The organism is Vreelandella malpeensis (genome assembly GCF_020622355.1).
Lineage (GTDB): Bacteria > Pseudomonadota > Gammaproteobacteria > Pseudomonadales > Halomonadaceae > Vreelandella > Vreelandella malpeensis.
In genome coordinates, this window is record NZ_WHVL01000004.1 from 365,124 (window position 1) to 383,839 (window position 18,716).

Sequence of the window (18,716 nt, forward strand, 5' to 3'; positions counted from 1 at the left end):
TCATGCGTTTCGATCTGATCATCTTCGACTGGGACGGTACCCTGATGAACTCGGTGCCGAAGATCGTCGCCTGCATGCAGGCTGCTGCCCGTGAGGCCGAGTGGGGTGAGCTCGAGGTGAGCGCCATCGAGGACATCATCGGCCTCGGCCTGCCCGAGGCGATCGCCACGCTCTGCCCGGGGATCGCGCCCGCCCAGGCCGAAACGCTCCGGCAGCGATACTCCCATCACTTCGTGCACGAGAACACCACGCCGATGCCGTTCTTCGACGGCGTCGAGGGGCGCCTCGCCCGGCTGCGCGCGCGGCCCGGTCAGCGCCTGGCGGTGGCCACCGGCAAGAGTCGTCGCGGGCTCGATCGTATCTTTCGCGAGACCGGCAGCGGCGTACTCTTCGATGCCAGTCGGACCGCCGATGAGACGCGCTCGAAGCCGCATCCGCAGATGCTCGAGGAACTGCTCGACGAGCTTGACGTCGGCGTCGACCGTGCCGTGATGGTGGGCGACACCGAGTATGACCTGGAGATGGCCCGCGCCATCGGCATGGCGCGGGTCGGGGTGACCTACGGCGTGCATACCCCGGCGCGCCTGTCCGCCAGCGAGCCGCGCTGGGTGGCGCACAGCGTCGCGGATCTGTTCGACTGGCTGGAAGGCGAATGATCGCTCGGGCCAGGCTCACCACCGTGCAAGGGAAATCACACCATGAACCACGATGATGGAAACAACGACCGCTCGCGGCGTCGTCGGCTGGACGACGCGGCACGCGGCGACACGCCAGATCGCTGGACGCAGGGCCCCGAAGTGGCGCCGCGCGCGAAGCACGAGGCCTTGGCCGGTAGGCCGGGCGATAGCGACGAGACGCTCCGAGAGCGCCAGCGCCTGGCGCAGATCGAGATGATGGACCGTTGGATCGGGGGCGTGCTCACCGAGCAGCGCCGTACCCGACGGTGGAAGCTCTTCTTTCGCCTGCTGTTGCTAAGTGTGGTAGTGGCGCTGGTTTCGCTGGTGGTGCACCGCGTCTACTTCGCCGAGCCCAGCGGCGCGGCGCCGGCCCAGGAGCACCTGGCGCTGGTAGAGGTGCACGGTGTGATCGCAAGCGATGCCCCGGCCAATGCCGAACGCATCATTCAAGGACTCAATCGCGCCTGGGAAGCGGACAGTGCGGCGGCGGTCGTGCTGCATATCGATAGCCCCGGCGGCAGTCCCGTGCAGTCCCAGCGGGTCTACGCCGAGATCATGCGGCTGCGTGAGCAGGGCGACAAGCCGATCATCGCCGTGATCGAGGACATCGGCGCCAGCGGCGCCTACTATATCGCCTCCGCCGCCGACGAGATCGTCGCATCGCCGGCGAGCCTGGTCGGCTCGATCGGCGTGATCTACGCCGGCTTCGGCTTCCAGGAGGCGATCGACCGCCTCGGGGTGGAGCGCCGGGTGATGACCGCCGGCGAGAACAAGGCCTTCCTGGACCCCTTTCAGCCGCTCGACGAGAGCAGTGCAGCGTTCTGGCAGACGGTGCTTGCCCAGACGCATCGCCAGTTCATCGAGGATGTACAGGCCGGGCGCGGAGATCGCCTGGCGGATGACGAGACGCTTTTCTCGGGGCTGGTCTGGAGCGGCGAGCAGGCGATTGAGCTTGGTTTAATCGACGAGCTCGGCAGCCTCGAGCAGTTGGCCCGAGCCCGCGTGGGGAAGGCCGTGTGGGAGGATTACACGCCGAGTCTTGATCCCTTCGATCGTCTGACGCGGCGCTTCACCAGTGCGGCGGCGGCGCTTCTCGGCATCGAGGTCAGCCACTCGCCGCTGCGCTTCGAGGCGCGCTAGCCTGGCGCTCGCCGAGCGGGTCCATTCCCGCCTGGCGCAGCATATCGCACAGCGCGATCAGGGGCAGGCCGATCAGTGCGTTGGGGTCGCGCCCTTCGAGGGCCTCGAACAGCGTGATTCCGAGGCCTTCCATGCGAAAGCTGCCGGCGCTGTCGAGCGGCTTCTCGCGCGCCACGTAGCGCTCGATCTCGGCGCTGTCGAGGGGCCTGAAGCGCACGTGGAAGGGTTCGACATGGATCTGGTGCTGGCCGCTTCGTGTATCGAGCAGCGCAAGGCCGGTCAGGAAAGTGACTCGGTGCCCGGAAAAGCGCGCCAGGTTGGCGCAGGCGCGCTCGACGGTGTGCGGTTTGCCGAGAATCTCGCCGTCGAACAGGGCAATCTGGTCCGAGCCGATGATCAGGTGAGCCGGGAACCCTTTTGCCACGGCGTTGGCCTTGCCCAGCGCCAGTCGGCGCACGAGTGCCTCGGGAGTCTCGTCGGGACGCGGGGTTTCATCAATGTCCGGCGAGCGGCACTGATAGGGAAGCTCCAGTCGATCCAGCAGCGCCTTGCGAAAGCGGGAGCTCGAGGCAAGCACGAGGGGGGCGTCGGTAGTCTCGGGCACGGTATTCTCCTTGCGCGTTGCGCGTCTCGAAAAATTAAACGTCTTGAAAAAAAGTATCGTTGTATCTCGCCCTACAGTCTATCTGGCGTATGGCTGCGCTTTCTCTAAGTTGTATTCAGCGCAGAACCCAATGACATGGCCCATTCATTACACTAGTTCAAGTGCTTGAACTTTACTTTGAAACAGTGCTTTGAAAACAGTGCTTTGAAAAACAGTATTTTGAAAACAGCGCTTTAGCTTTTTCATGCCAGTGTCGGCAACGAATCGTTTCGACGAGTCGAGCGCTCTTTGACAAGTCTGCTTTCAGGTTTAACGAGTTTCATGGCGAAGGACGACCAGAGTTCTTTCGTGAAACCGCGAATAATTGATGCTGTGGCTTTGACAGCGGCGGGGGGAGTGCCTATCATTGCGCGCCTATGTTGACCTCACAACTCCCCAGTCGGGTCGAGCCCTACAAGCTCGCGACCCGCCGCGAACGACTCGAAGGCCAGGTGGCGCTTGACAAGATGGCGCGCTTGACCGAAGAGGCAGGCGAACAGACCGGCGAATGCTACGCAACGCTCGAGTTCGGTGTCGATGCCCAGGGTCGTCGTGAAATTCGTGGACATCTGCATGCGACGCTTTCGCTAGCCTGTCGTCGCTGTCTGGTGCCGCTCGAGCAGGACGTCTCCAGCGACTTTCTTCTGGGAATGATCTCCGACGAGGCGCTGGCGTCCGAGTTGCCCGCCAGCCACGAGCCGGTGCTGGTGGAGAACGAACAGCTGGATCTGCTGACGGTGATCGAGGATGAGCTCATCCTCAGCTTGCCGCAAGTGGTCTATCACGATGAGGCCGAGTGCTTTGTTTCGGCAGAGCAGCTGGTCAGCAGGACCGAAGGCGCGGAGCAAGAGAACGCGTCTCGACCGAACCCTTTCGCGGTGCTCGGTGCCCTGAAGGGCAAAGGGTCATCGGAAGGCCAGAAATAAGTATCACTGACCCACTCTATCTTGGAGTAACTACCCATGGCAGTTCAACAGAATCGCAAGACTCGTTCCAAGCGCGGCATGCGTCGCAGCCACGATGCGCTGAGCGCGCCGACCCTGTCTCAGGACAAGGAAACCGGCACCACGCACCTGCGTCACCACGTCGCTCCGGACGGCTTCTACCGCGGTCGCAAGGTCGTCGAGGTATAAGCCTCTCACCTTCAGCCTGCGGCCAGGCAGCGAGTGGCGCGTGCGTCTAGCGATCGATGTGATGGGGAGCGACCAAGGTCCCCGCGCCATTGTCGAAGGTTCCGCCAGAGCCGTGGTCGAACGACCCGAGCTCGAGCTCGTCCTGTTTGGTCCGTGTCAGCACCTGGTTGCTGAGCTAGCGCGTTTGCCGCGGCCTCTGGCCGCGGCAACGTCGCGTCTGGAGCTTCGCGATGCGCCGCAAAGCGTCGAGCAGGACTCCACGCTCGCCTGGGCGCTGCGCAACGGCGGCGACACCAGCATGACTGCCATGCTGCGCTGCGTGGCCAGTGGCGAGGCCGCCGCCGGCGTCAGCGCCGGCAATACCGGCGCGCTGGTGGCCTTGGCGCGCCGCGAAGTGGGCATGCTCGAGGGCCTCTCGAGGCCAGCGATCAGCACCTCGGTGCCGGCCGGTCGCGGTCAGCGCTGCTACCTGCTGGATCTGGGTGCCAACGTCGATTCGCCCCCGGTGAGGCTGGTCGATTTCGCCCTGATGGGGGCGGCGATGGCGCAGTGTGTCGATGGCATCGCGCGCCCGGCGGTGGGGCTTCTCAACGTGGGTCACGAAGCCATGAAAGGCAGTGCCTGCGTTCGTGAGGCGGATCGAATGCTCGGTGAGCGTGCCGAGGCGTTCGGTATTGATTATCGCGGTTATGTCGAGGGTGGCGAAATCTACCGGGGCGAACTCGATGTCGTTGTCTGCGATGGCTTCGTGGGTAACATCACGCTGAAGGCGAGTGAAGGATTGACCCGTATGCTGGTCGAGCGCGTGCAGGCGACGTTCGAGTCGCGTTTGTGCGGACGCTTGGCGAGCCTACTGGTCAGGCCTTTATTGCGCCAGCTCAAGCAAGAGCTGAATCCGGTGCGCTATAACGGGGCGAGCCTTTTGGGGCTCAAGAGAAGTATCGTGAAAAGCCACGGCAGTACCCAGGCCGATGGCTTCTACCATGCCATCGAGCGCGCCCTGCGAGAGGCGTCGCTAAACCTGCCCGCCCGGGTCGACGCCCTGCTCAGAGAGCGTGGCCTTGCGGCAGCACCACCCCGGATGGCAGTACGGTGATTCTTTAGCGGACGGCCGGCATTGCGCTCAAGGCGTGGCCGGCGCGCCTATACTCGGACGACCAAATGCCTACTAGAGCAAAGGTGAACGACATGTCTCAACCCCTTGCCCTCGTGTTTCCCGGCCAGGGTTCGCAGCAGCTGGGAATGCTGCGCGAACTGGCCGAGCGCTACAGCGTGGTGGGAACGACATTCGAGGAAGCGTCAGATGCCCTGGGCTTCGATCTATGGAAGACCGTTCAGGACGGCCCGGAAGAGGCGCTCAACAAGACGGCGTGCACCCAGCCGGCGCTGCTGACCTCGAGCGTGGCGATCTGGCGCGTCTGGCAGGAGCTCGAGGGGCCGCGCCCGGCGATGATGGCAGGTCATAGCCTCGGCGAGTACAGCGCCATGGTGTGCGCTGGCGTCATGGGGTTCGCCGAGGGCGTGCGCCTGGTGCAACTGCGTGGTGAAGCCATGCAGCAGGCGGTGCCCGAAGGCGAGGGTGCCATGGCGGCGATTCTGGGGCTCGAGGACGACGTGGTGGAGGCCGCCTGCGAAGGAGCGGCTCAAGGCGAAGTGGTTTCGGCCGTCAACTACAACTCGCCCGGCCAGGTGGTCATCGCCGGTAACAAGGCGGCGGTCGAGCGCGCTATCGCGGCGTGCCAGGATGCCGGCGCCAAACGTGCGCTGCCGCTGCCGGTGTCGGTGCCCTCGCACTGCGCGCTGATGCGCCCGGCCGCCGAGCGCCTCGAGGAGTACATGCAGAACATCGAGTTCCGCGCGCCTCGCTATACCGTCATCCAGAACGTCGATGCCCAGGCGCACGCCGATGTCGATACGCTGCGCACGCGCCTGATCGAGCAGCTCTACCAGCCGGTGCGCTGGGCGAGCTGCATCGAGCGCATGGCCGAGCAGGGCGCTCGCGTGTTCATCGAGTGCGGTCCCGGCAAGGTGCTGACCGGTCTCAACAAGCGCATCGTGCGAGGCAGCAAGGGTCTTGCGGTCAATGATCCGGACAGCCTCGATGCCGCCCTCGAGCTTGCCCGCGAAGCGTTGGTCGATGACGACGCCTAGGCACTATACTCAGCAGATCATTCAACGGTTGAAGGCAACGCCTTATGACACAAGAACGTAGAGTCGCGCTGGTCACCGGCGCGAGCCGCGGCATCGGTCGCGCCATTTCCCATGAGCTTGGCCGCCAGGGACGTATCGTGATCGGGACCGCGACGAGCGAGTCCGGCGCCCAGAAGATCGACGCCGACCTGAAGGAGCAGGGCATCGAAGGGGCGGGCCTGTGCCTGAACGTGACTGACCAGGCCAGCATCGACACCGTGCTCAAGGAAATCACCGAGCGTTTCGGTGCGCCGACCATCCTGGTCAACAATGCCGGTATCACACGTGACAACCTGCTCATGCGCATGAAAGAGGAAGAGTGGGATTCGGTCATGGATACCAATCTCAAATCCGTCTATCGTGTAAGTAAAGCTTGCCTTCGTGGCATGACGAAGGCACGCTTTGGGCGTATCGTGTCGATCAGCTCGGTCGTGGCCACCATGGGTAATCTGGGCCAGGCCAATTATGCTGCCGCCAAGGCGGGCATGGAGGGCTTCAGCCGCGCGCTGGCGCGTGAGGTCGCTTCCCGAGCGATCACCGTCAACGCGGTGGCGCCGGGGTTCATCGCCACCGACATGACCGAAGCCCTGCCCGAGGCCCAGCACGAGATGCTCTTGAAGCAGATCCCGCTGGCGCGCCTAGGTGGGCCCGAGGAGATCGCCGCCGCTGTGGGCTTTCTGACCAGCGACGCCGCTGGTTATATCACCGGTGAAACGTTGCACGTCAACGGCGGCATGAATATGCGTTGATGGCTCGGGGTTTGGCGGTTGCGTCGACCCTGGGGCGTCTATAAACTACCCCGCAGCTTTTGGCTTGCGGTTTCCAAATAGCTGGTTATCAATAACGGCTAATGTGAATGACTGGAGTACGTTGATGAGTACCATTGAAGAGCGCGTGAAGAAAGTCGTGGCTGAGCGCCTGAACGTCAAAGAAGAGGATATCCAGAATAGCTCTTCTTTCACCGAAGACCTGGGTGCCGACTCGCTTGACACCGTCGAGCTGGTCATGGCTCTCGAAGAGGAATTCGATACCGAAATCCCCGACGAGGAAGCCGAGAAGATCACCACGGTTCAGGAAGCCATCGACTACGTCAACGCCCATCAGTAAGGGCCTGGTCGACGGAATCACGCCGAGTGCCTGATCGCGCTCGGTGCAAAAAAAGCCGCCCTGGTTCAGGGCGGCTTTTTTGTGTGGGTCGCGCAGTGAATTCGTCCCTCGATCTCCGTTATACTAGGCGGCATTTAGAGAATGGCCTTAGGGTCTCGTACCAAGGATGCCGGGAGAAGAGCTGATGGCGCGCAGAAGAGTAGTGGTAACCGGACTGGGTCTAGTGACACCGGTGGGCAATGACGTCGAGCAGTCGTGGGCCAGCATCGTGGCGGGCAAGAGCGGTATCGCACTGATCGAGCATTTTGATACCAGCGGTTTCAACACCCGCTTCGGCGGGTCGGTCAAGGACTTCGATATCGGGCAGTATCTCAATCCCAAGGATGCACGCAAGATGGACCTGTTCATCCAGTACGGCATGGCGGCGGGTGCCCAGGCCATTCAGGATGCGGGGATCGAGTGTACGGAAGAGAACGCCGAGCGTATCGGGGTGGCGATCGGTTCGGGCATCGGGGGACTTCCGATGATCGAGCAGAACCATAACGCGCTCAACAAGGGCGGCGCGCGCCGCGTGTCGCCGTTCTTCGTGCCCGGGTCGATCATCAACATGATCTCAGGCAACATGGCGATTCAGCACGGCTTCAAGGGACCGAACATCGCCATCACCACCGCTTGCACCAGCGGTACTCACAATATCGGCTACAGCGCGCGCACCATCGCCTACGGCGATGCCGACGTGATGATCTGCGGCGGTGCCGAAATGGCCACCACGCCGCTGGGCCTTGGCGGCTTCTCCGCGGCCCGCGCGCTCTCCACGCGCAACGACGATCCGCAAGCCGCCAGCCGCCCGTGGGATGTCGACCGCGACGGCTTCGTGCTGTCTGACGGCGCAGGTGTGCTCGTGCTCGAGGAGTACGAGCATGCCAAGGCGCGCGGGGCGACCATCTACGCCGAGCTTTCCGGTTTCGGCATGAGCGATGATGCCTACCACATGACAGCCCCCCCCGAGGATGGGCGCGGCGCGGCGCTGGCCATGAGCAATGCCATCAAGGATGCCGGCATCAATCCGGACCAGGTGCATTACATCAACGCCCACGGCACTTCCACCGCTGCGGGGGATCTGGCCGAGAGCCGGGCGGTCGAGCGAGTGATGGGCGATGCCGCGAAAGATGTCGCGGTCAGTTCCACCAAGTCTATGATCGGCCACCTGCTGGGCGCAGCGGGCGCCGTGGAGGCGGTCTTCAGTATCCTGGCCATTCGCGACCAGGTGGCGCCGCCGACCATCAACCTGGATAATCCCCAGCCTGGCTGCAACCTCGACTACGTGCCGCATACCGCGCGCGAGATGCGTATCGATGCCACGCTTTCCAACTCCTTCGGGTTCGGCGGCACCAACGGTTCGCTTCTGTTCACGCGAGTGTAGGACATGCCGGACGCCTCGGTCCCCGCTGACGATCGCGGGCTCGCCTACGGCGATGGACTCTTCGAAACGGTGTTGATGCGCGCCGGCCAGCCGCTTTTATGGTCCTACCATCTGGCGCGGCTGGCCGAGGGCTGTCGGCGCCTGGGGCTTCCCATGCCGGACACCGCCGCGCTCGACGCTGAGCTTGCAAGACCCGGCGCAGCGGCGCTCGAGGTGCTGAAACTGGTGTTGACACGAGGCAGCGGCGGTCAGGGCTACCGCGTGCCGGATGCGCCGGCTCCCCGACTGTTGGTAAGCAGGCGTGCTTTCGTGCCGTCCATCGTACGTTGGCAGGAGGGTGTCTGCGTGCGGCTTTGCGACCTGCGCCTGGGCCACCAGCCACGGCTGGCCGGCATCAAGCATCTCAACCGGCTCGAGAACGTGCTGGCGCGTCAGGAGTGGTATGACCCCGGTATCGCCGAGGGGCTTCTCGTCGACACTGACGGTAAGCTTGTCGAGGCTACCAGCATGAACGTGTTCTGGCGCGCGAAGGGGCAGCTCTGGACGCCGCCCGTCACGCGCTGCGGGGTAGCGGGAACGCTGCGCGCGGCGCTGCTCGATGCACGCGTCGTGGCTGAGGCCGAGCTTTCGTTCGAGGTGCTGGCCGAGGTCGATGCACTGTGGGTCGCCAACTCCGTTCAAGGCGTATGGCCGGTGCATACCCTGCTGGACCCCCGGGGCGGAACATTGGCCACTTGGGCGCGCACGGGTCACGATACGCTTCAACGCCAAGGCCATCGCCTGCTGGGGTATCCTGGCTCCTTTCGAAATGAGGCAGAGTGACATGGTGAAACGGTTATTGATCACGGTCCTGCTCCTGCTGGTGCTCGCCGCGCTGGCGGTGGCGGGTGGTTACGTTTATTGGCAGAGCCGGCTCGACGCGCCGGTGGGGGTGAGCGAGCCCACGCTCTACTACGTGCCGCCGGGGGCGGGGTTCAACCAAGCGATGCGCGAGCTCGAGGAGCAGGGCGTCGTCGAGGACGCCTGGGCATTTCGGCTGCTCGCGCGGGTCGACCCGGAGCGTATTCCTCGCCTGCGCGTGGGCGAGTACCGGATTACCCCGGAGATGAGCGCCATGGACGTCCTGACGCTGCTGGGCAGCAACAACGTGGTGACCTACCCGCTGACCATTCCCGAGGGCTGGACCTTTCGCCAGATGCGCGCTCGGCTCGACGGTGCCGACAAGCTCGAGCACGTCACCGCCGGCATGAGCGACGAGGAGGTCATGGCGCTGCTCGATCGCGAGGACGTCTACCCTGAAGGCTGGTTCTTTCCGGATACCTATCGCTACCATCTGGGCATGAGCGATGTCGACATCCTGCGCCAGTCGCTTGCGCGCATGGAGCAGATGCTCGCCGAGGTGTGGGAGAGTCGTGACGACGATCTCACCGTCGAGACTCCCTACGAGGCATTGATCATGGCCTCCTTGATCGAGCGTGAGACCGGCGCGCCACAGGAGCGGCGCGAGATCGCCGGTGTCTTCAAGCGGCGCATGGAACAGGGCATGCGCCTGCAGACCGACCCGACCGTCATCTACGGCATGGGCGAGCGTTATGCGGGTCGCATCACCTACGCGGACCTGCGCGAGGCCACCCCCTACAACACCTACGTCATCGACGGCATGCCGCCGACGCCGATCGCCATGCCCGGCCGGGCATCGCTCGCGGCGGCCGTGAACCCGCTGCCCGGCGACACCCTCTATTTCGTCTCCAAGGGCGATGGTACGCATCACTTCTCGCGTACGCTCAGAGAGCACAATAACGCCGTCAATCGCTACATACGCAACCAGTAAGGGCGCCGCCGGCTTGCCGGTGTCGTCCGATTCATGAATGAGGTTTCAATGACCCAGCGCGGTCGCTTTATTACCCTAGAAGGGGGCGAGGGGGTGGGCAAGTCCACCAACATCGCTTTTGTGGCCGGTTGGCTCGAGGCGCGCGGCATCGACGTGGTGCGTACCCGCGAGCCCGGCGGCACGCCGCTGGCCGAGTCGATTCGCGCGCTGCTGCTGTCCACCGACCATGCCGAGCCGCTCGACGTCGACGCGGAGCTGCTGCTGATGTTCGCCGCCCGCGCACAGCATCTGGCCGAGAAGATCGAGCCGGCGCTGGCCCGCGGTGCCTGGGTGGTGTGCGACCGGTTCACCGATGCCACCTTCGCCTACCAGGGCGGCGGGCGCGGTATTGACCCGGCGCGGATCGAGGTCCTCGAGCACTTCGTCCAGAAAGGGCTCGCGCCGGATTTGACGCTGCTGCTGGACATGTCGCCAGAGGACTCGGCCCGGCGCCTGGCCGGGCGGCTGCGCAGCGAAAACACCACGCTCGATCGTTTTGAGCGCGAGCAGGCGATGTTCTTCACCGCCGTGCGCGATGCTTATCTGGCCCGCGCCCACGCCGAGCCCCGCCGCTTCGCGGTGATCGACGCCGCCGGACCGCTCGAGGTGGTTCAGCGCGCGCTCGAAGCCGTCCTGGCCGAGCGGGTGACGCCATGGCGCTGAGCGATCTTCTGCCCTGGCACAGGAGCGTTTGGGAGCAGTTCACGCGGCTTTCCGACGATGAGCGCCTGCCCCACGCGCTGCTGCTCAGTGGCGCCCACGGGGTGGGCAAGCAGCAGCTTGCGGATGCGCTGGTCGCGCGTACGCTCTGTGCGGACCCGAGCGAGATGGCCTGTGGTCATTGCCATAGCTGCAGCATGCTCGCCTCGGGCTACCATCCAGATCTGATGCGCGTTGCCCTCGAGGAGGGCAAGCGCCAGATTCGCATCGACCCGATCCGCGAGGTCAATCGATTCGTCAGCCAGACCGCCCAGCAGGGCGGCTATCGGGTCATTGTCATCGCCCCGGCGGAGGCAATGAACGTCGCCGCCGCCAACGCCCTGCTCAAGAGCCTGGAGGAGCCCGGCGAGCGCACCCTGTTCGTGCTGCTGTCGGACGTTCCCTCCCGGGTGCTGCCGACCATACGCTCGCGCTGCCAGCAGTGGACGCTACCGAGCGTGGCCTTCGAGCAGTGCCAGGGGTGGCTCACCGAACGTCTGGGAAGCGAAGAGGCGCTGTTCTGGTGGCAGGTATCCGGGGGCCTTCCGCTGCTCGCCGTCGAACTCGCCGCCCCCGAGGAGCGCGCCTTGCGTCACCAGATCCACGACAGCTTCGAGCAGCTGGTGCGCGGGGCCGAGCCGGTTGCCGAGGCCGCCCGACTCGACCGCCAGGCGATCGATGCCATACTGTGGTACGGTATCGCCTGGCTTGAGGATCTGATCCGCCTGGGCCTGACCGGGCAGACGACGGCCCTTCACAATCCGGATCTCGAGCCGCTCTACCGTCAGGCGGTGAAGAACGGCCGGGTCCAGGACTGGTTCAGGCTGCTCGACTACGCCCGTGAGCAGCGCCGCCTGCTCTTCGCCGGGGCCAACCCGAACCCGCAGCTGGTGCTCGAGGCATGGATGGTGCGCTGGTCGGCTCTGCTGCGCTCCTGACGACGAGGTAACCATGAACGCCCAGAAAGCTCTCTCGCTCACGGTGCCGGACATTCCCACGCTGCTCTCGGCCTACATGCCCTATCTCGAGCGGGGCGGGCTATTCGTGCCCGCCGAGGGTTTCTATACCCTGGGGCAGGTGGTCAACCTGTTGATCGCGCTGCCCGGCGAGAGCGAGCGACTCGGCATCACCGGTCACGTGGTCTGGGTATCGCCGACCGGCATCGGCGGGCGCCGCGTGCCGGGCATCGGCGTGCATTTCAGCCACCAGGACTATCCGGTGCGTGACAAGATCGAGACGCTTCTGGCTGGACAGCTCGACAGCGCCCCGCCATCGTTCACCCTCTAGCCGCGCATTTCGTTTCTACCGAGGCACCCATGTTTGTCGATTCGCACTGTCACCTGGACCGTTTGTCCAACGATACCCACGGCGGCGATCTCGACGCCGCCCTGAGCGCTGCGCGCGCCGCGCATGTCACCCAGTTTCTGGCCATCGCGGTCACCCTCGACGACCTGCCGGGGCTGGCCGAGATGTCGCGCCGCCACGCCGACGTGGCGATCTCCGCCGGCCTGCATCCGCTGGCGAGTGTCGAGGAGGAGCCCAGCGTCGAGGCGATCAAGGAGGCCGCCGAGCGCTACGGGGCCGTTGCCATCGGCGAAACCGGTCTCGATTATCACTACCGCGACCGAGTGAGCGGCGAGGTGCAGCACGAGCGCTTCAAGCGCCACCTGATCGCCGCCACCGAGCTCGGTCTTCCCGTAGTGGTGCATACCCGGGAAGCTCGAGAAGATACGCTGACGCTACTTCGCGAGCATACCGATCCGGATGTGGCCGGCGTGCTGCACTGCTTCACCGAGGACATCGATATGGCGCGCGAGGCCATTCGGCTCGGCTTCTACGTGTCGCTTTCCGGCATCGTGACGTTCGCCAGCGCCGCCTCGCTCAGAGAGCTTGCCCGGGTGCTGCCGCTCGATCGCCTGTTGATCGAGACCGACAGCCCCTACCTCGCCCCGGTGCCGCATCGCGGCAAGCCCAACGAGCCTGCCTGGGTGGTGGAAGTGGCCGAGTGCATCGCCGCCGAGCGCGGTATCAGCGTCGACGAGCTCGCCATGCAGACCACCGCCAACTTCTACCGCCTCTTCCGCGCGGCCGCACCGGACGCGCCGGACCACGTGCAGCAGGCGCTCGCCCAGGCGGGGCTGGTGTGATCCACTCTCATTGATTCGACTCGCATCGAGGATGCCATGAACATCGATCGACTGCTCAAGCACCCACCCGGCGCGGCGACGATCCCGCCCGTGGACCGTTGGCATCCCGCGCTCTGTGGCGATATCGACATCCTCATCCAGGTCGACGGTACCTGGCGGCACGAAGGGCAACCCTTCGCGCGGCAGGAAATTCCGCATCAGCTGGCGCGCCTTCTGCGCCGCTTCGACGAGGGGATCTGCTTGGTCACGCCGGTCGAGCGCTGGCGCGTGACGGTGGCGGATCTGCCGTTCGTCATCGTCGAAGCCGATCGTCGTGACGGCGCCTGGTGGTTGACTACCCAGTTCGATGACGTTCTGCGCCTCGATGCGAGCCATCCGATGACGCTCAGCGCAGCGCCCGACGGCGAGCGGAGGCCGGAAATCGCCATCCGCTTCGGCCTCGGCGCCAGGCTTCACCGCAACGTCTACTACCGACTGGTCGATCACGCCGTGCTCGAAGAAGCGGGTGAGACGACGCGGCTGTGTCTGGAGAGCGCGGGCGAGACCTTCGTACTTGGCGAGCTCGACGGCGAGGCGCCGTGAAGCTGACCGATGAGCAGCGCGCCGTCGTCGACCATCCCGGCGGCCACGCCCGGGTCGCGGCGGTCGCCGGCGCCGGCAAGACCACCACCATGGCGGCGCGCGTGCTGCGCTTGCTTGAGCAGGGCGTGGCGCCCAGACGCATGCTGGTACTGATGTTCAACCGCTCCGCCCGCGAGGACTTCCAGCGCCGGCTAGCGGCGATGGCGCCCGCCGGGCAGGCGCTTCCCGACGTGCGCACCTTTCACTCCTTGGGGCATCGCCTGACTCAGAGTCTGTGCCGCTGGGGCGCGCTCGCCCCGCGCCAGCTGCTGTCGGCGGAGTGGCAGCTCGAGCGGCTGCTGCGCCAGGCGAGCTTGAACGTGCTGGTTGACCAGCAGGAGCGGCGCGAGGCCGCCCTCGATGGCGACCGGCTGGAGACCCTGGCTCATTTCTGCGGGCTCGTGAAGGCCGAGATGTGCAGCGCCGAATCCCTCTTCGACCGGCTCGATCTCGACGCCGAGAGCGACTACTTCCCGGCGGCGTTTCACGAGGCCGAGCGGCTGCTGGAAGGCGAGGGCGCGATGACCTACGCCGATCTTCTCTATCGCCCGCTGCGTGCCCTGGAGGCGGATGGCGCCTTGCGAGAACGTGTCGAGGGATTTCTCGATCACGTCATCATCGACGAATACCAGGATATCAATACCGCCCAGCAGCGGCTTTTGAAGGTGCTGGCCGGCACCCGTGCCAGCATCATGGCGGTCGGCGATGCCAACCAGTGCATCTACGAGTGGCGCGGCGCCCGCCCGGACACCATGCTCGCGGATTTCACCGCCACCTTCGGGGCCGCCACCGACTATCCGCTCTCGACCACCTTTCGTCACGGCCACGCGCTGGCGCTGGCCGCCAATCACGCCATCATGAACAATCGTCGCCGCCCGGACCAGCTCTGCCTGGCGGCGGCGGGCAACGTCGATACGTGCATTCATGCAGGCCAGGGCACGCGGCTCTTGCTCGAGACGCTCACCGAGTGGACAGCCGGTGGCCGCGCCTTCGATGAGACCTGCCTCCTGGTGCGCAGCTGGGCGCTGTCGGTGCCGTTTCAGCTGGCGCTTCTGCAGGCGGGCATACCCTTTCGGCTGGCCCGCGAGGACCGCTTCGTGTTTCGGCTGCCGCTGGTTCAGGCGCTGGCGGGCTACTTGAAGCTTGCGCGAAAGCCCCAGCTTCTCCACGACCCGAATCACCTGCTGTTGCTGCTGGCTCAGCCGACACCGTTCATCGCGCGCGAGCGCCTGGTGCGGCTGGCGCGTCACCTGGCCACCACGCAGGCTTTTCCCGAGCGCGACGACCCCTTGGTCGCCGCGCTCAAGCCGGTACAGCGGCGCACTCTGAAAAAGCGCTGGGAGCTTCTCTGCGAGCTGCCCAGGCTCGCCGCCTGGCCACCGGCGAAACTTCTGCAGCACGTGGTGACCACCATCGATGCGGAAAAGACCCTCAAGCATGCCGCCGCCCGGCGTGACAAGGGCGAGGAGGACGTGCGCCTGCTCGACGTGTTGATCGAGCAGGCGCAGGAGGCGCAAGACCCGGACGCCTTCATCGAGCTGCTCGAGCGGCCGGTGGAGAATCAGGCCCAGGGCGTGTTGATCAGTACCGTGCATGGCGCCAAGGGCCTCGAATGGCCGCTGGTGGCGGTGGCCGGCGTCAACGAGGAGGATTTTCCCCACTACAGCCGGGACAATCCGCTCTCCGATGCGCGCCTGGAAGAGGAGCGACGGCTTTTCTACGTGGCGATCACCCGTGTGCAGGAGCGGCTATTGTTGCTTCATGACGCAGGTGCCCATCGACCCAGCCGCTTCATTGCCGAGAGTGGCTGGGCCGATAGCGTGCGCGTTGCCAAGGCGCTGGCCGAGCCATCAGCGCCGCAAGTAGCGCTTGCGGTGACGCGCCCCGCCCTGATCGAGCGCTATCTGTGGCGGCTCGGGCGCGAGGAGATCGCCCTGCGCGCCGAGACGGTCAACGAGTCCCGCGCTGGGTACGCCACGGGCGCCGCGTTCTACCCCGGGCAGCGCTTGATACACGACGTCTTCGGCGAAGGTGAGGTGGCGGCGGTGGAGGGCAATCCGGCGGATCCGGTGATCGACGTGCGCTTCGTTCAGGCCGGAAGGCGCCGGCTGATCGCCAGCCGCGCGCCGATCACGTCGCTGGATTCGGTCAAGCCCGCCTGACGACGGGCGCGATGCCTTCTACATGTTGGGGTAGTTGGGGCCACCGCCGCCTTCCGGCGCCACCCAGGTGATGTTCTGGGCCGGATCCTTAATGTCGCAGGTCTTGCAGTGCACGCAGTTCTGGAAGTTGATCTGAAAGCGCGGCTTGCCCTGATCGTCTTCTACTACTTCGTATACCCCGGCCGGGCAGTAGCGCTGGGCGGGTTCGGCGTACTTGGGCAGGTTGTGCTCGATGGGGATCGACGGGTCGGTGAGCTTCAGGTGGCAAGGCTGATCCTCCTCGTGGTTGGTGTTGGAGAGAAACACCGAGGAGGACTTGTCGAAAGAGAGCTTGCCGTCGGGTTTGGGGTAGTCGATCTTCTTGAACTTGTCGGCCGGCTGCAAAGCGCCGTGATCGGTGGTGGTGTCGTGCAGTGTCGGCAGCTTGTTGCCGATGAGCTGGTTGACGAAGTTGAAAGCGCCACCGCCGACGTTGCCGTACTTGTGCATCGCCGGGCCGAAACTCGCGTTTTCCTCGAGCTCCCGATACGCCCAGCTCGACTCCCACTTCTGGTTGAAACTGGAAAGCTCCGCGCCGCCTTCGTCACCGCCCTTGATCGCATCATAAACGCTCTCGGCGGCCACCAGGCCCGACTTCATCGCGGTGTGAATGCCCTTGATCTTGGCGAAGTTGAGCGTTCCCGCGTCGCAGCCGATCAAGAGCCCGCCGGGAAAGGTCATCTTCGGCAGGCAGTTGAAGCCGCCCTTGGTGATGGCCCGGGCACCATAGGCGACGCGCTTGCCGCCTTCGAGATACTGGCGCAGCACCGGGTGGTGCTTCATGCGCTGGAACTCGTCGAAAGGCGAAAGCCAGGGGTTCTTGTAGCCAAGGTCCATGATCAGCCCGACCACCACTTGCTGGTTCTCGGCGTGGTAGAGAAACCAGCCGCCGTGGGTGTCGCCGTCAAGCGGCCAGCCGGAACCGTGAACCACCAGGCCTGGCTCGTGCTTGTCGGCGGGCACGTCCCACAGTTCCTTCAATCCGATGCCGTAGTGCTGCGGGTCGCGGCCCTCGTCGAGGGAGAACTCGCGAATCAGGCGCTTGCCCAGGTGCCCGCGGGAGCCTTCGGCGAACAGGGTGTACTTGGCACGAAGCTCCATGCCCGGCATGTAGCCATCCTTGGGCGTGCCGTCGGCGGCGACCCCCATGTCGCCGATCAGGATACCGCGCACCGCGCCTTCCTCGACGATCACGTCCTGGGCGGCAAAACCAGGGAATATCTCGACGCCAAGGGCCTCTGCCTGTTCGGCGAGCCAGCGACACAGGTTGCCCGCACTGATCACATAGCGGGTCTGATCGCCGCCGGTGTTGTGCATGCTCTTCGGCACCAGCGCGTGGGGCAGCTTGCGCGCGTTCTCGCCATCCTTCAAGAGGTACAGGTCGTCGCGGATGGCGGGGGTGTTCAGCGGGGCGCCGCGCTCTTTCCAGTCGGGGAAGAGCTCATCGAGTGCGCGCGGCTCGAGTACGGCACCGGACAGGATATGGGCCCCCACCTCGGAGCCTTTCTCCACGACGCAGACGGTCAATTCCTGGCCCGCCTCGTTAGCTTGCTGCATCAGTCGGCAGGCGGCCGACAGGCCCGAAGGCCCCGCGCCTACGATGACCACATCCATCTCCATGACATCGCGCTCAGCGTTTTCCACCGGGTCTCTCCTTATTCTCATAAGTGCCGTGTCTTATGAAAACACGGCCTTAATATAAAACGGTCGTTTGCTTCTGGTTGTTCTCCATGATAGGCATAATACCTTGACGAGGTCATCCCTACGATGGCCTGCCCTATATTTGTTGACGCCGCCGGGCGCCTTTCACTCGTAAGCTGCACCAGGTTTGCTAGGGTAGAGAGGTTCACGCGAGGGTTGCGTCAGGTCGCTCGTGCTCATCGAACACATGGACGACGGTCGTATCGACAAGAACGTTCAGGCGCAGGATCATGCCCGTTCGGATCGAGACTTCCTTCTCAAAGCCAAGTGAGGAAACTATGAAAGTACTGGTCGCGGTGAAACGCGTCATCGACTACAACGTCAAGATTCGCGTCAAGGCGGATCACTCCGACGTGGATCTCACCAACGTCAAGATGGCCATGAACCCCTTCTGCGAAATCGCTGTGGAAGAGGCAGTACGCTTGAAGGAGAAGGGCGTGGCGACGGAAGTGATCGCCGTGACCATCGGGCCCAAGGCCGCCCAGGAACAGCTGCGCACCGCACTCGCGCTCGGCGCCGACCGCGCGATCCAGATCGAGACCGACGAGCGGGTCGAGTCGCTCGCCGTGGCAAAGCTCCTGGCGAAGGTGGTGGAAGAAGAGCAGCCGGGGCTGGTGATCCTCGGCAAGCAGGCGATCGATACCGACAACAACCAGACCGGCCAGATGCTCGCCGCGTTGACCCACATGGGCCAGGGCACCTTCGCCTCGAAGGTGGAGATCGAGGGTGATCGCGTCAACGTCACCCGCGAGATCGACGGCGGCCTGCAGACCGTCTCGCTCGCGCTGCCGGCGATCGTCACCACGGACCTGCGCCTCAACGAGCCGCGCTATGCCAAGCTTCCGGACATCATGAAGGCGAAGAAGAAGCCGCTGGACGTCAAGACCCCGGCGGACTACGGCGTCGAGGTGGCATCACGTATCAGCCTGATCAAGGTCGAGACGCCCGCCGAGCGCAAGGGCGGCGTGAAGGTGGCTTCGGTGGACGAGCTGGTCGACAAGTTGAAGAACGAAGCCAAGGTGCTTTGATTTCCCGGCCCAGTGATCGCCTCTTTCACCCGTATTCAAGGAGTTTCTCATGAGCATTCTGGTTCTGGCCGACGTTCACGACGGTCACCTGCTTGACGCCACTGCCCACGTGGTGGCCGCCGCCCGCGCCATCGGC

The 18,716-nt window shown here is 64.8% G+C and carries 20 protein-coding genes; 18 read left to right on the plus strand and 2 right to left on the minus strand.

The features are described from left to right. Positions 1 to 2 precede the first annotated feature (2 nt). Both GEV37_RS11665 and sppA read left to right on the plus strand, forming a co-directional pair. Positions 3 to 656: an HAD family hydrolase gene (locus GEV37_RS11665; RefSeq protein WP_227390425.1), complete on the plus strand. Its 654-nt coding sequence runs from the start codon at positions 3 to 5 to the stop codon at positions 654 to 656. 42 nt (positions 657 to 698) lie between these two features. Then, positions 699 to 1,817, plus strand: a complete 1,119-nt coding sequence (gene sppA / locus GEV37_RS11670; protein ID WP_227390426.1) for a signal peptide peptidase SppA — start codon at positions 699 to 701, stop codon at positions 1,815 to 1,817. On the opposite strand, the gene GEV37_RS11675 is transcribed toward sppA, so the two are convergent. After that, the gene (locus GEV37_RS11675) at positions 1,783 to 2,421 is read right to left on the minus strand and encodes a Maf family protein (protein WP_227390427.1); all 639 of its coding nucleotides are present in this window, start codon (positions 2,419 to 2,421) and stop codon (positions 1,783 to 1,785) included. The two genes, sppA and GEV37_RS11675, sit on opposite strands and share 35 nt — an antisense overlap. A gap of 416 nt (positions 2,422 to 2,837) precedes the next feature. On the opposite strand from GEV37_RS11675, the gene GEV37_RS11680 reads away from it, so the two are divergent. From GEV37_RS11680 to GEV37_RS11750, 15 genes are all read left to right on the plus strand, one after another. Further along, entirely contained in the window at positions 2,838 to 3,386 is a 549-nt protein-coding gene (locus GEV37_RS11680; RefSeq protein WP_227390428.1) for a YceD family protein, read from the plus strand. A gap of 36 nt (positions 3,387 to 3,422) precedes the next feature. Then, positions 3,423 to 3,593 carry a 50S ribosomal protein L32 gene (gene rpmF, locus GEV37_RS11685; protein ID WP_227390429.1) on the plus strand — a complete coding sequence of 57 codons (171 nt, stop codon included), beginning with the start codon at positions 3,423 to 3,425 and terminating at the stop codon, positions 3,591 to 3,593. A gap of 40 nt (positions 3,594 to 3,633) precedes the next feature. Continuing rightward, positions 3,634 to 4,689 (plus strand): phosphate acyltransferase PlsX, encoded by a 1,056-nt coding sequence (gene plsX, locus GEV37_RS11690; protein ID WP_227390430.1) that lies wholly within the window; start codon positions 3,634 to 3,636, stop codon positions 4,687 to 4,689. Between the two features lie 92 nt (positions 4,690 to 4,781). Beyond that, positions 4,782 to 5,744: an ACP S-malonyltransferase gene (gene fabD / locus GEV37_RS11695; protein ID WP_227390431.1), complete on the plus strand. Its 963-nt coding sequence runs from the start codon at positions 4,782 to 4,784 to the stop codon at positions 5,742 to 5,744. Positions 5,745 to 5,788: 44 nt separating this feature from the next. Then, positions 5,789 to 6,532, plus strand: a complete 744-nt coding sequence (fabG, locus tag GEV37_RS11700; protein ID WP_227390432.1) for a 3-oxoacyl-ACP reductase FabG — start codon at positions 5,789 to 5,791, stop codon at positions 6,530 to 6,532. A 124-nt stretch (positions 6,533 to 6,656) separates the two neighbouring features. Beyond that, entirely contained in the window at positions 6,657 to 6,890 is a 234-nt protein-coding gene (gene acpP / locus GEV37_RS11705; protein ID WP_008956801.1) for an acyl carrier protein, read from the plus strand. A gap of 184 nt (positions 6,891 to 7,074) precedes the next feature. Further along, positions 7,075 to 8,313, plus strand: a complete 1,239-nt coding sequence (gene fabF, locus GEV37_RS11710; protein ID WP_227390433.1) for a beta-ketoacyl-ACP synthase II — start codon at positions 7,075 to 7,077, stop codon at positions 8,311 to 8,313. Between the two features lie 3 nt (positions 8,314 to 8,316). After that, complete coding sequence (pabC, locus tag GEV37_RS11715; RefSeq protein WP_227390434.1) at positions 8,317 to 9,135, plus strand: aminodeoxychorismate lyase; 819 nt, start codon at positions 8,317 to 8,319, stop codon at positions 9,133 to 9,135. 1 nt (position 9,136) lies between these two features. Beyond that, positions 9,137 to 10,144, plus strand: coding sequence for an endolytic transglycosylase MltG (mltG, locus tag GEV37_RS11720; RefSeq protein ID WP_227390435.1), 1,008 nt, complete (start codon positions 9,137 to 9,139; stop codon positions 10,142 to 10,144). Positions 10,145 to 10,192: 48 nt separating this feature from the next. Beyond that, complete coding sequence (gene tmk, locus GEV37_RS11725; protein WP_227390436.1) at positions 10,193 to 10,846, plus strand: dTMP kinase; 654 nt, start codon at positions 10,193 to 10,195, stop codon at positions 10,844 to 10,846. After that, the gene (locus GEV37_RS11730; protein ID WP_227390437.1) at positions 10,837 to 11,820 is read left to right on the plus strand and encodes a DNA polymerase III subunit delta'; all 984 of its coding nucleotides are present in this window, start codon (positions 10,837 to 10,839) and stop codon (positions 11,818 to 11,820) included. Before tmk ends, GEV37_RS11730 begins: the two co-directional genes overlap by 10 nt. A 13-nt stretch (positions 11,821 to 11,833) precedes the next feature. Then, positions 11,834 to 12,169, plus strand: coding sequence for a PilZ domain-containing protein (locus tag GEV37_RS11735; protein ID WP_227390438.1), 336 nt, complete (start codon positions 11,834 to 11,836; stop codon positions 12,167 to 12,169). Positions 12,170 to 12,198: 29 nt separating this feature from the next. After that, on the plus strand, positions 12,199 to 13,029 hold the full coding sequence (locus tag GEV37_RS11740; protein ID WP_227390439.1) for a TatD family hydrolase: 831 nt from the start codon (positions 12,199 to 12,201) through the stop codon (positions 13,027 to 13,029). Positions 13,030 to 13,065: 36 nt separating this feature from the next. Beyond that, on the plus strand, positions 13,066 to 13,611 hold the full coding sequence (locus GEV37_RS11745) for a DUF1285 domain-containing protein (protein ID WP_227390440.1): 546 nt from the start codon (positions 13,066 to 13,068) through the stop codon (positions 13,609 to 13,611). Further along, on the plus strand, positions 13,608 to 15,812 hold the full coding sequence (locus GEV37_RS11750; RefSeq protein WP_227390441.1) for an ATP-dependent helicase: 2,205 nt from the start codon (positions 13,608 to 13,610) through the stop codon (positions 15,810 to 15,812). Before GEV37_RS11745 ends, GEV37_RS11750 begins: the two co-directional genes overlap by 4 nt. 18 nt (positions 15,813 to 15,830) lie before the next feature. Here the strand turns inward: GEV37_RS11750 and GEV37_RS11755 are convergent, their stop codons facing one another. Next, positions 15,831 to 17,495: an electron transfer flavoprotein-ubiquinone oxidoreductase gene (locus GEV37_RS11755; RefSeq protein ID WP_227390442.1), complete on the minus strand. Its 1,665-nt coding sequence runs from the start codon at positions 17,493 to 17,495 to the stop codon at positions 15,831 to 15,833. A 335-nt stretch (positions 17,496 to 17,830) separates the two neighbouring features. Here GEV37_RS11755 and GEV37_RS11760 point away from each other — a divergent pair, with 335 nt between their 5' ends. Then, positions 17,831 to 18,580 carry an electron transfer flavoprotein subunit beta/FixA family protein gene (locus tag GEV37_RS11760; RefSeq protein WP_227390443.1) on the plus strand — a complete coding sequence of 250 codons (750 nt, stop codon included), beginning with the start codon at positions 17,831 to 17,833 and terminating at the stop codon, positions 18,578 to 18,580. Positions 18,581 to 18,716 lie beyond the last annotated feature (136 nt).

What these genes read in the sequence shown, in the direction of transcription:
- GEV37_RS11665 (WP_227390425.1), top strand. Translation starts at nt 3, where the DNA reads ATGCGTTTCGATCTGATCATCTTCGACTGGGACGGTACCCTGATGAAC.
- sppA (WP_227390426.1), top strand. Translation starts at nt 699, where the DNA reads ATGAACCACGATGATGGAAACAACGACCGCTCGCGGCGTCGTCGGCTG.
- GEV37_RS11680 (WP_227390428.1), top strand. Translation starts at nt 2,838, where the DNA reads ATGTTGACCTCACAACTCCCCAGTCGGGTCGAGCCCTACAAGCTCGCG.
- rpmF (WP_227390429.1), top strand. Translation starts at nt 3,423, where the DNA reads ATGGCAGTTCAACAGAATCGCAAGACTCGTTCCAAGCGCGGCATGCGT.
- fabD (WP_227390431.1), top strand. Translation starts at nt 4,782, where the DNA reads ATGTCTCAACCCCTTGCCCTCGTGTTTCCCGGCCAGGGTTCGCAGCAG.
- fabG (WP_227390432.1), top strand. Translation starts at nt 5,789, where the DNA reads ATGACACAAGAACGTAGAGTCGCGCTGGTCACCGGCGCGAGCCGCGGC.
- acpP (WP_008956801.1), top strand. Translation starts at nt 6,657, where the DNA reads ATGAGTACCATTGAAGAGCGCGTGAAGAAAGTCGTGGCTGAGCGCCTG.
- fabF (WP_227390433.1), top strand. Translation starts at nt 7,075, where the DNA reads ATGGCGCGCAGAAGAGTAGTGGTAACCGGACTGGGTCTAGTGACACCG.
- pabC (WP_227390434.1), top strand. Translation starts at nt 8,317, where the DNA reads ATGCCGGACGCCTCGGTCCCCGCTGACGATCGCGGGCTCGCCTACGGC.
- mltG (WP_227390435.1), top strand. Translation starts at nt 9,137, where the DNA reads ATGGTGAAACGGTTATTGATCACGGTCCTGCTCCTGCTGGTGCTCGCC.
- tmk (WP_227390436.1), top strand. Translation starts at nt 10,193, where the DNA reads ATGACCCAGCGCGGTCGCTTTATTACCCTAGAAGGGGGCGAGGGGGTG.
- GEV37_RS11730 (WP_227390437.1), top strand. Translation starts at nt 10,837, where the DNA reads ATGGCGCTGAGCGATCTTCTGCCCTGGCACAGGAGCGTTTGGGAGCAG.
- GEV37_RS11735 (WP_227390438.1), top strand. Translation starts at nt 11,834, where the DNA reads ATGAACGCCCAGAAAGCTCTCTCGCTCACGGTGCCGGACATTCCCACG.
- GEV37_RS11740 (WP_227390439.1), top strand. Translation starts at nt 12,199, where the DNA reads ATGTTTGTCGATTCGCACTGTCACCTGGACCGTTTGTCCAACGATACC.
- GEV37_RS11745 (WP_227390440.1), top strand. Translation starts at nt 13,066, where the DNA reads ATGAACATCGATCGACTGCTCAAGCACCCACCCGGCGCGGCGACGATC.
- GEV37_RS11760 (WP_227390443.1), top strand. Translation starts at nt 17,831, where the DNA reads ATGAAAGTACTGGTCGCGGTGAAACGCGTCATCGACTACAACGTCAAG.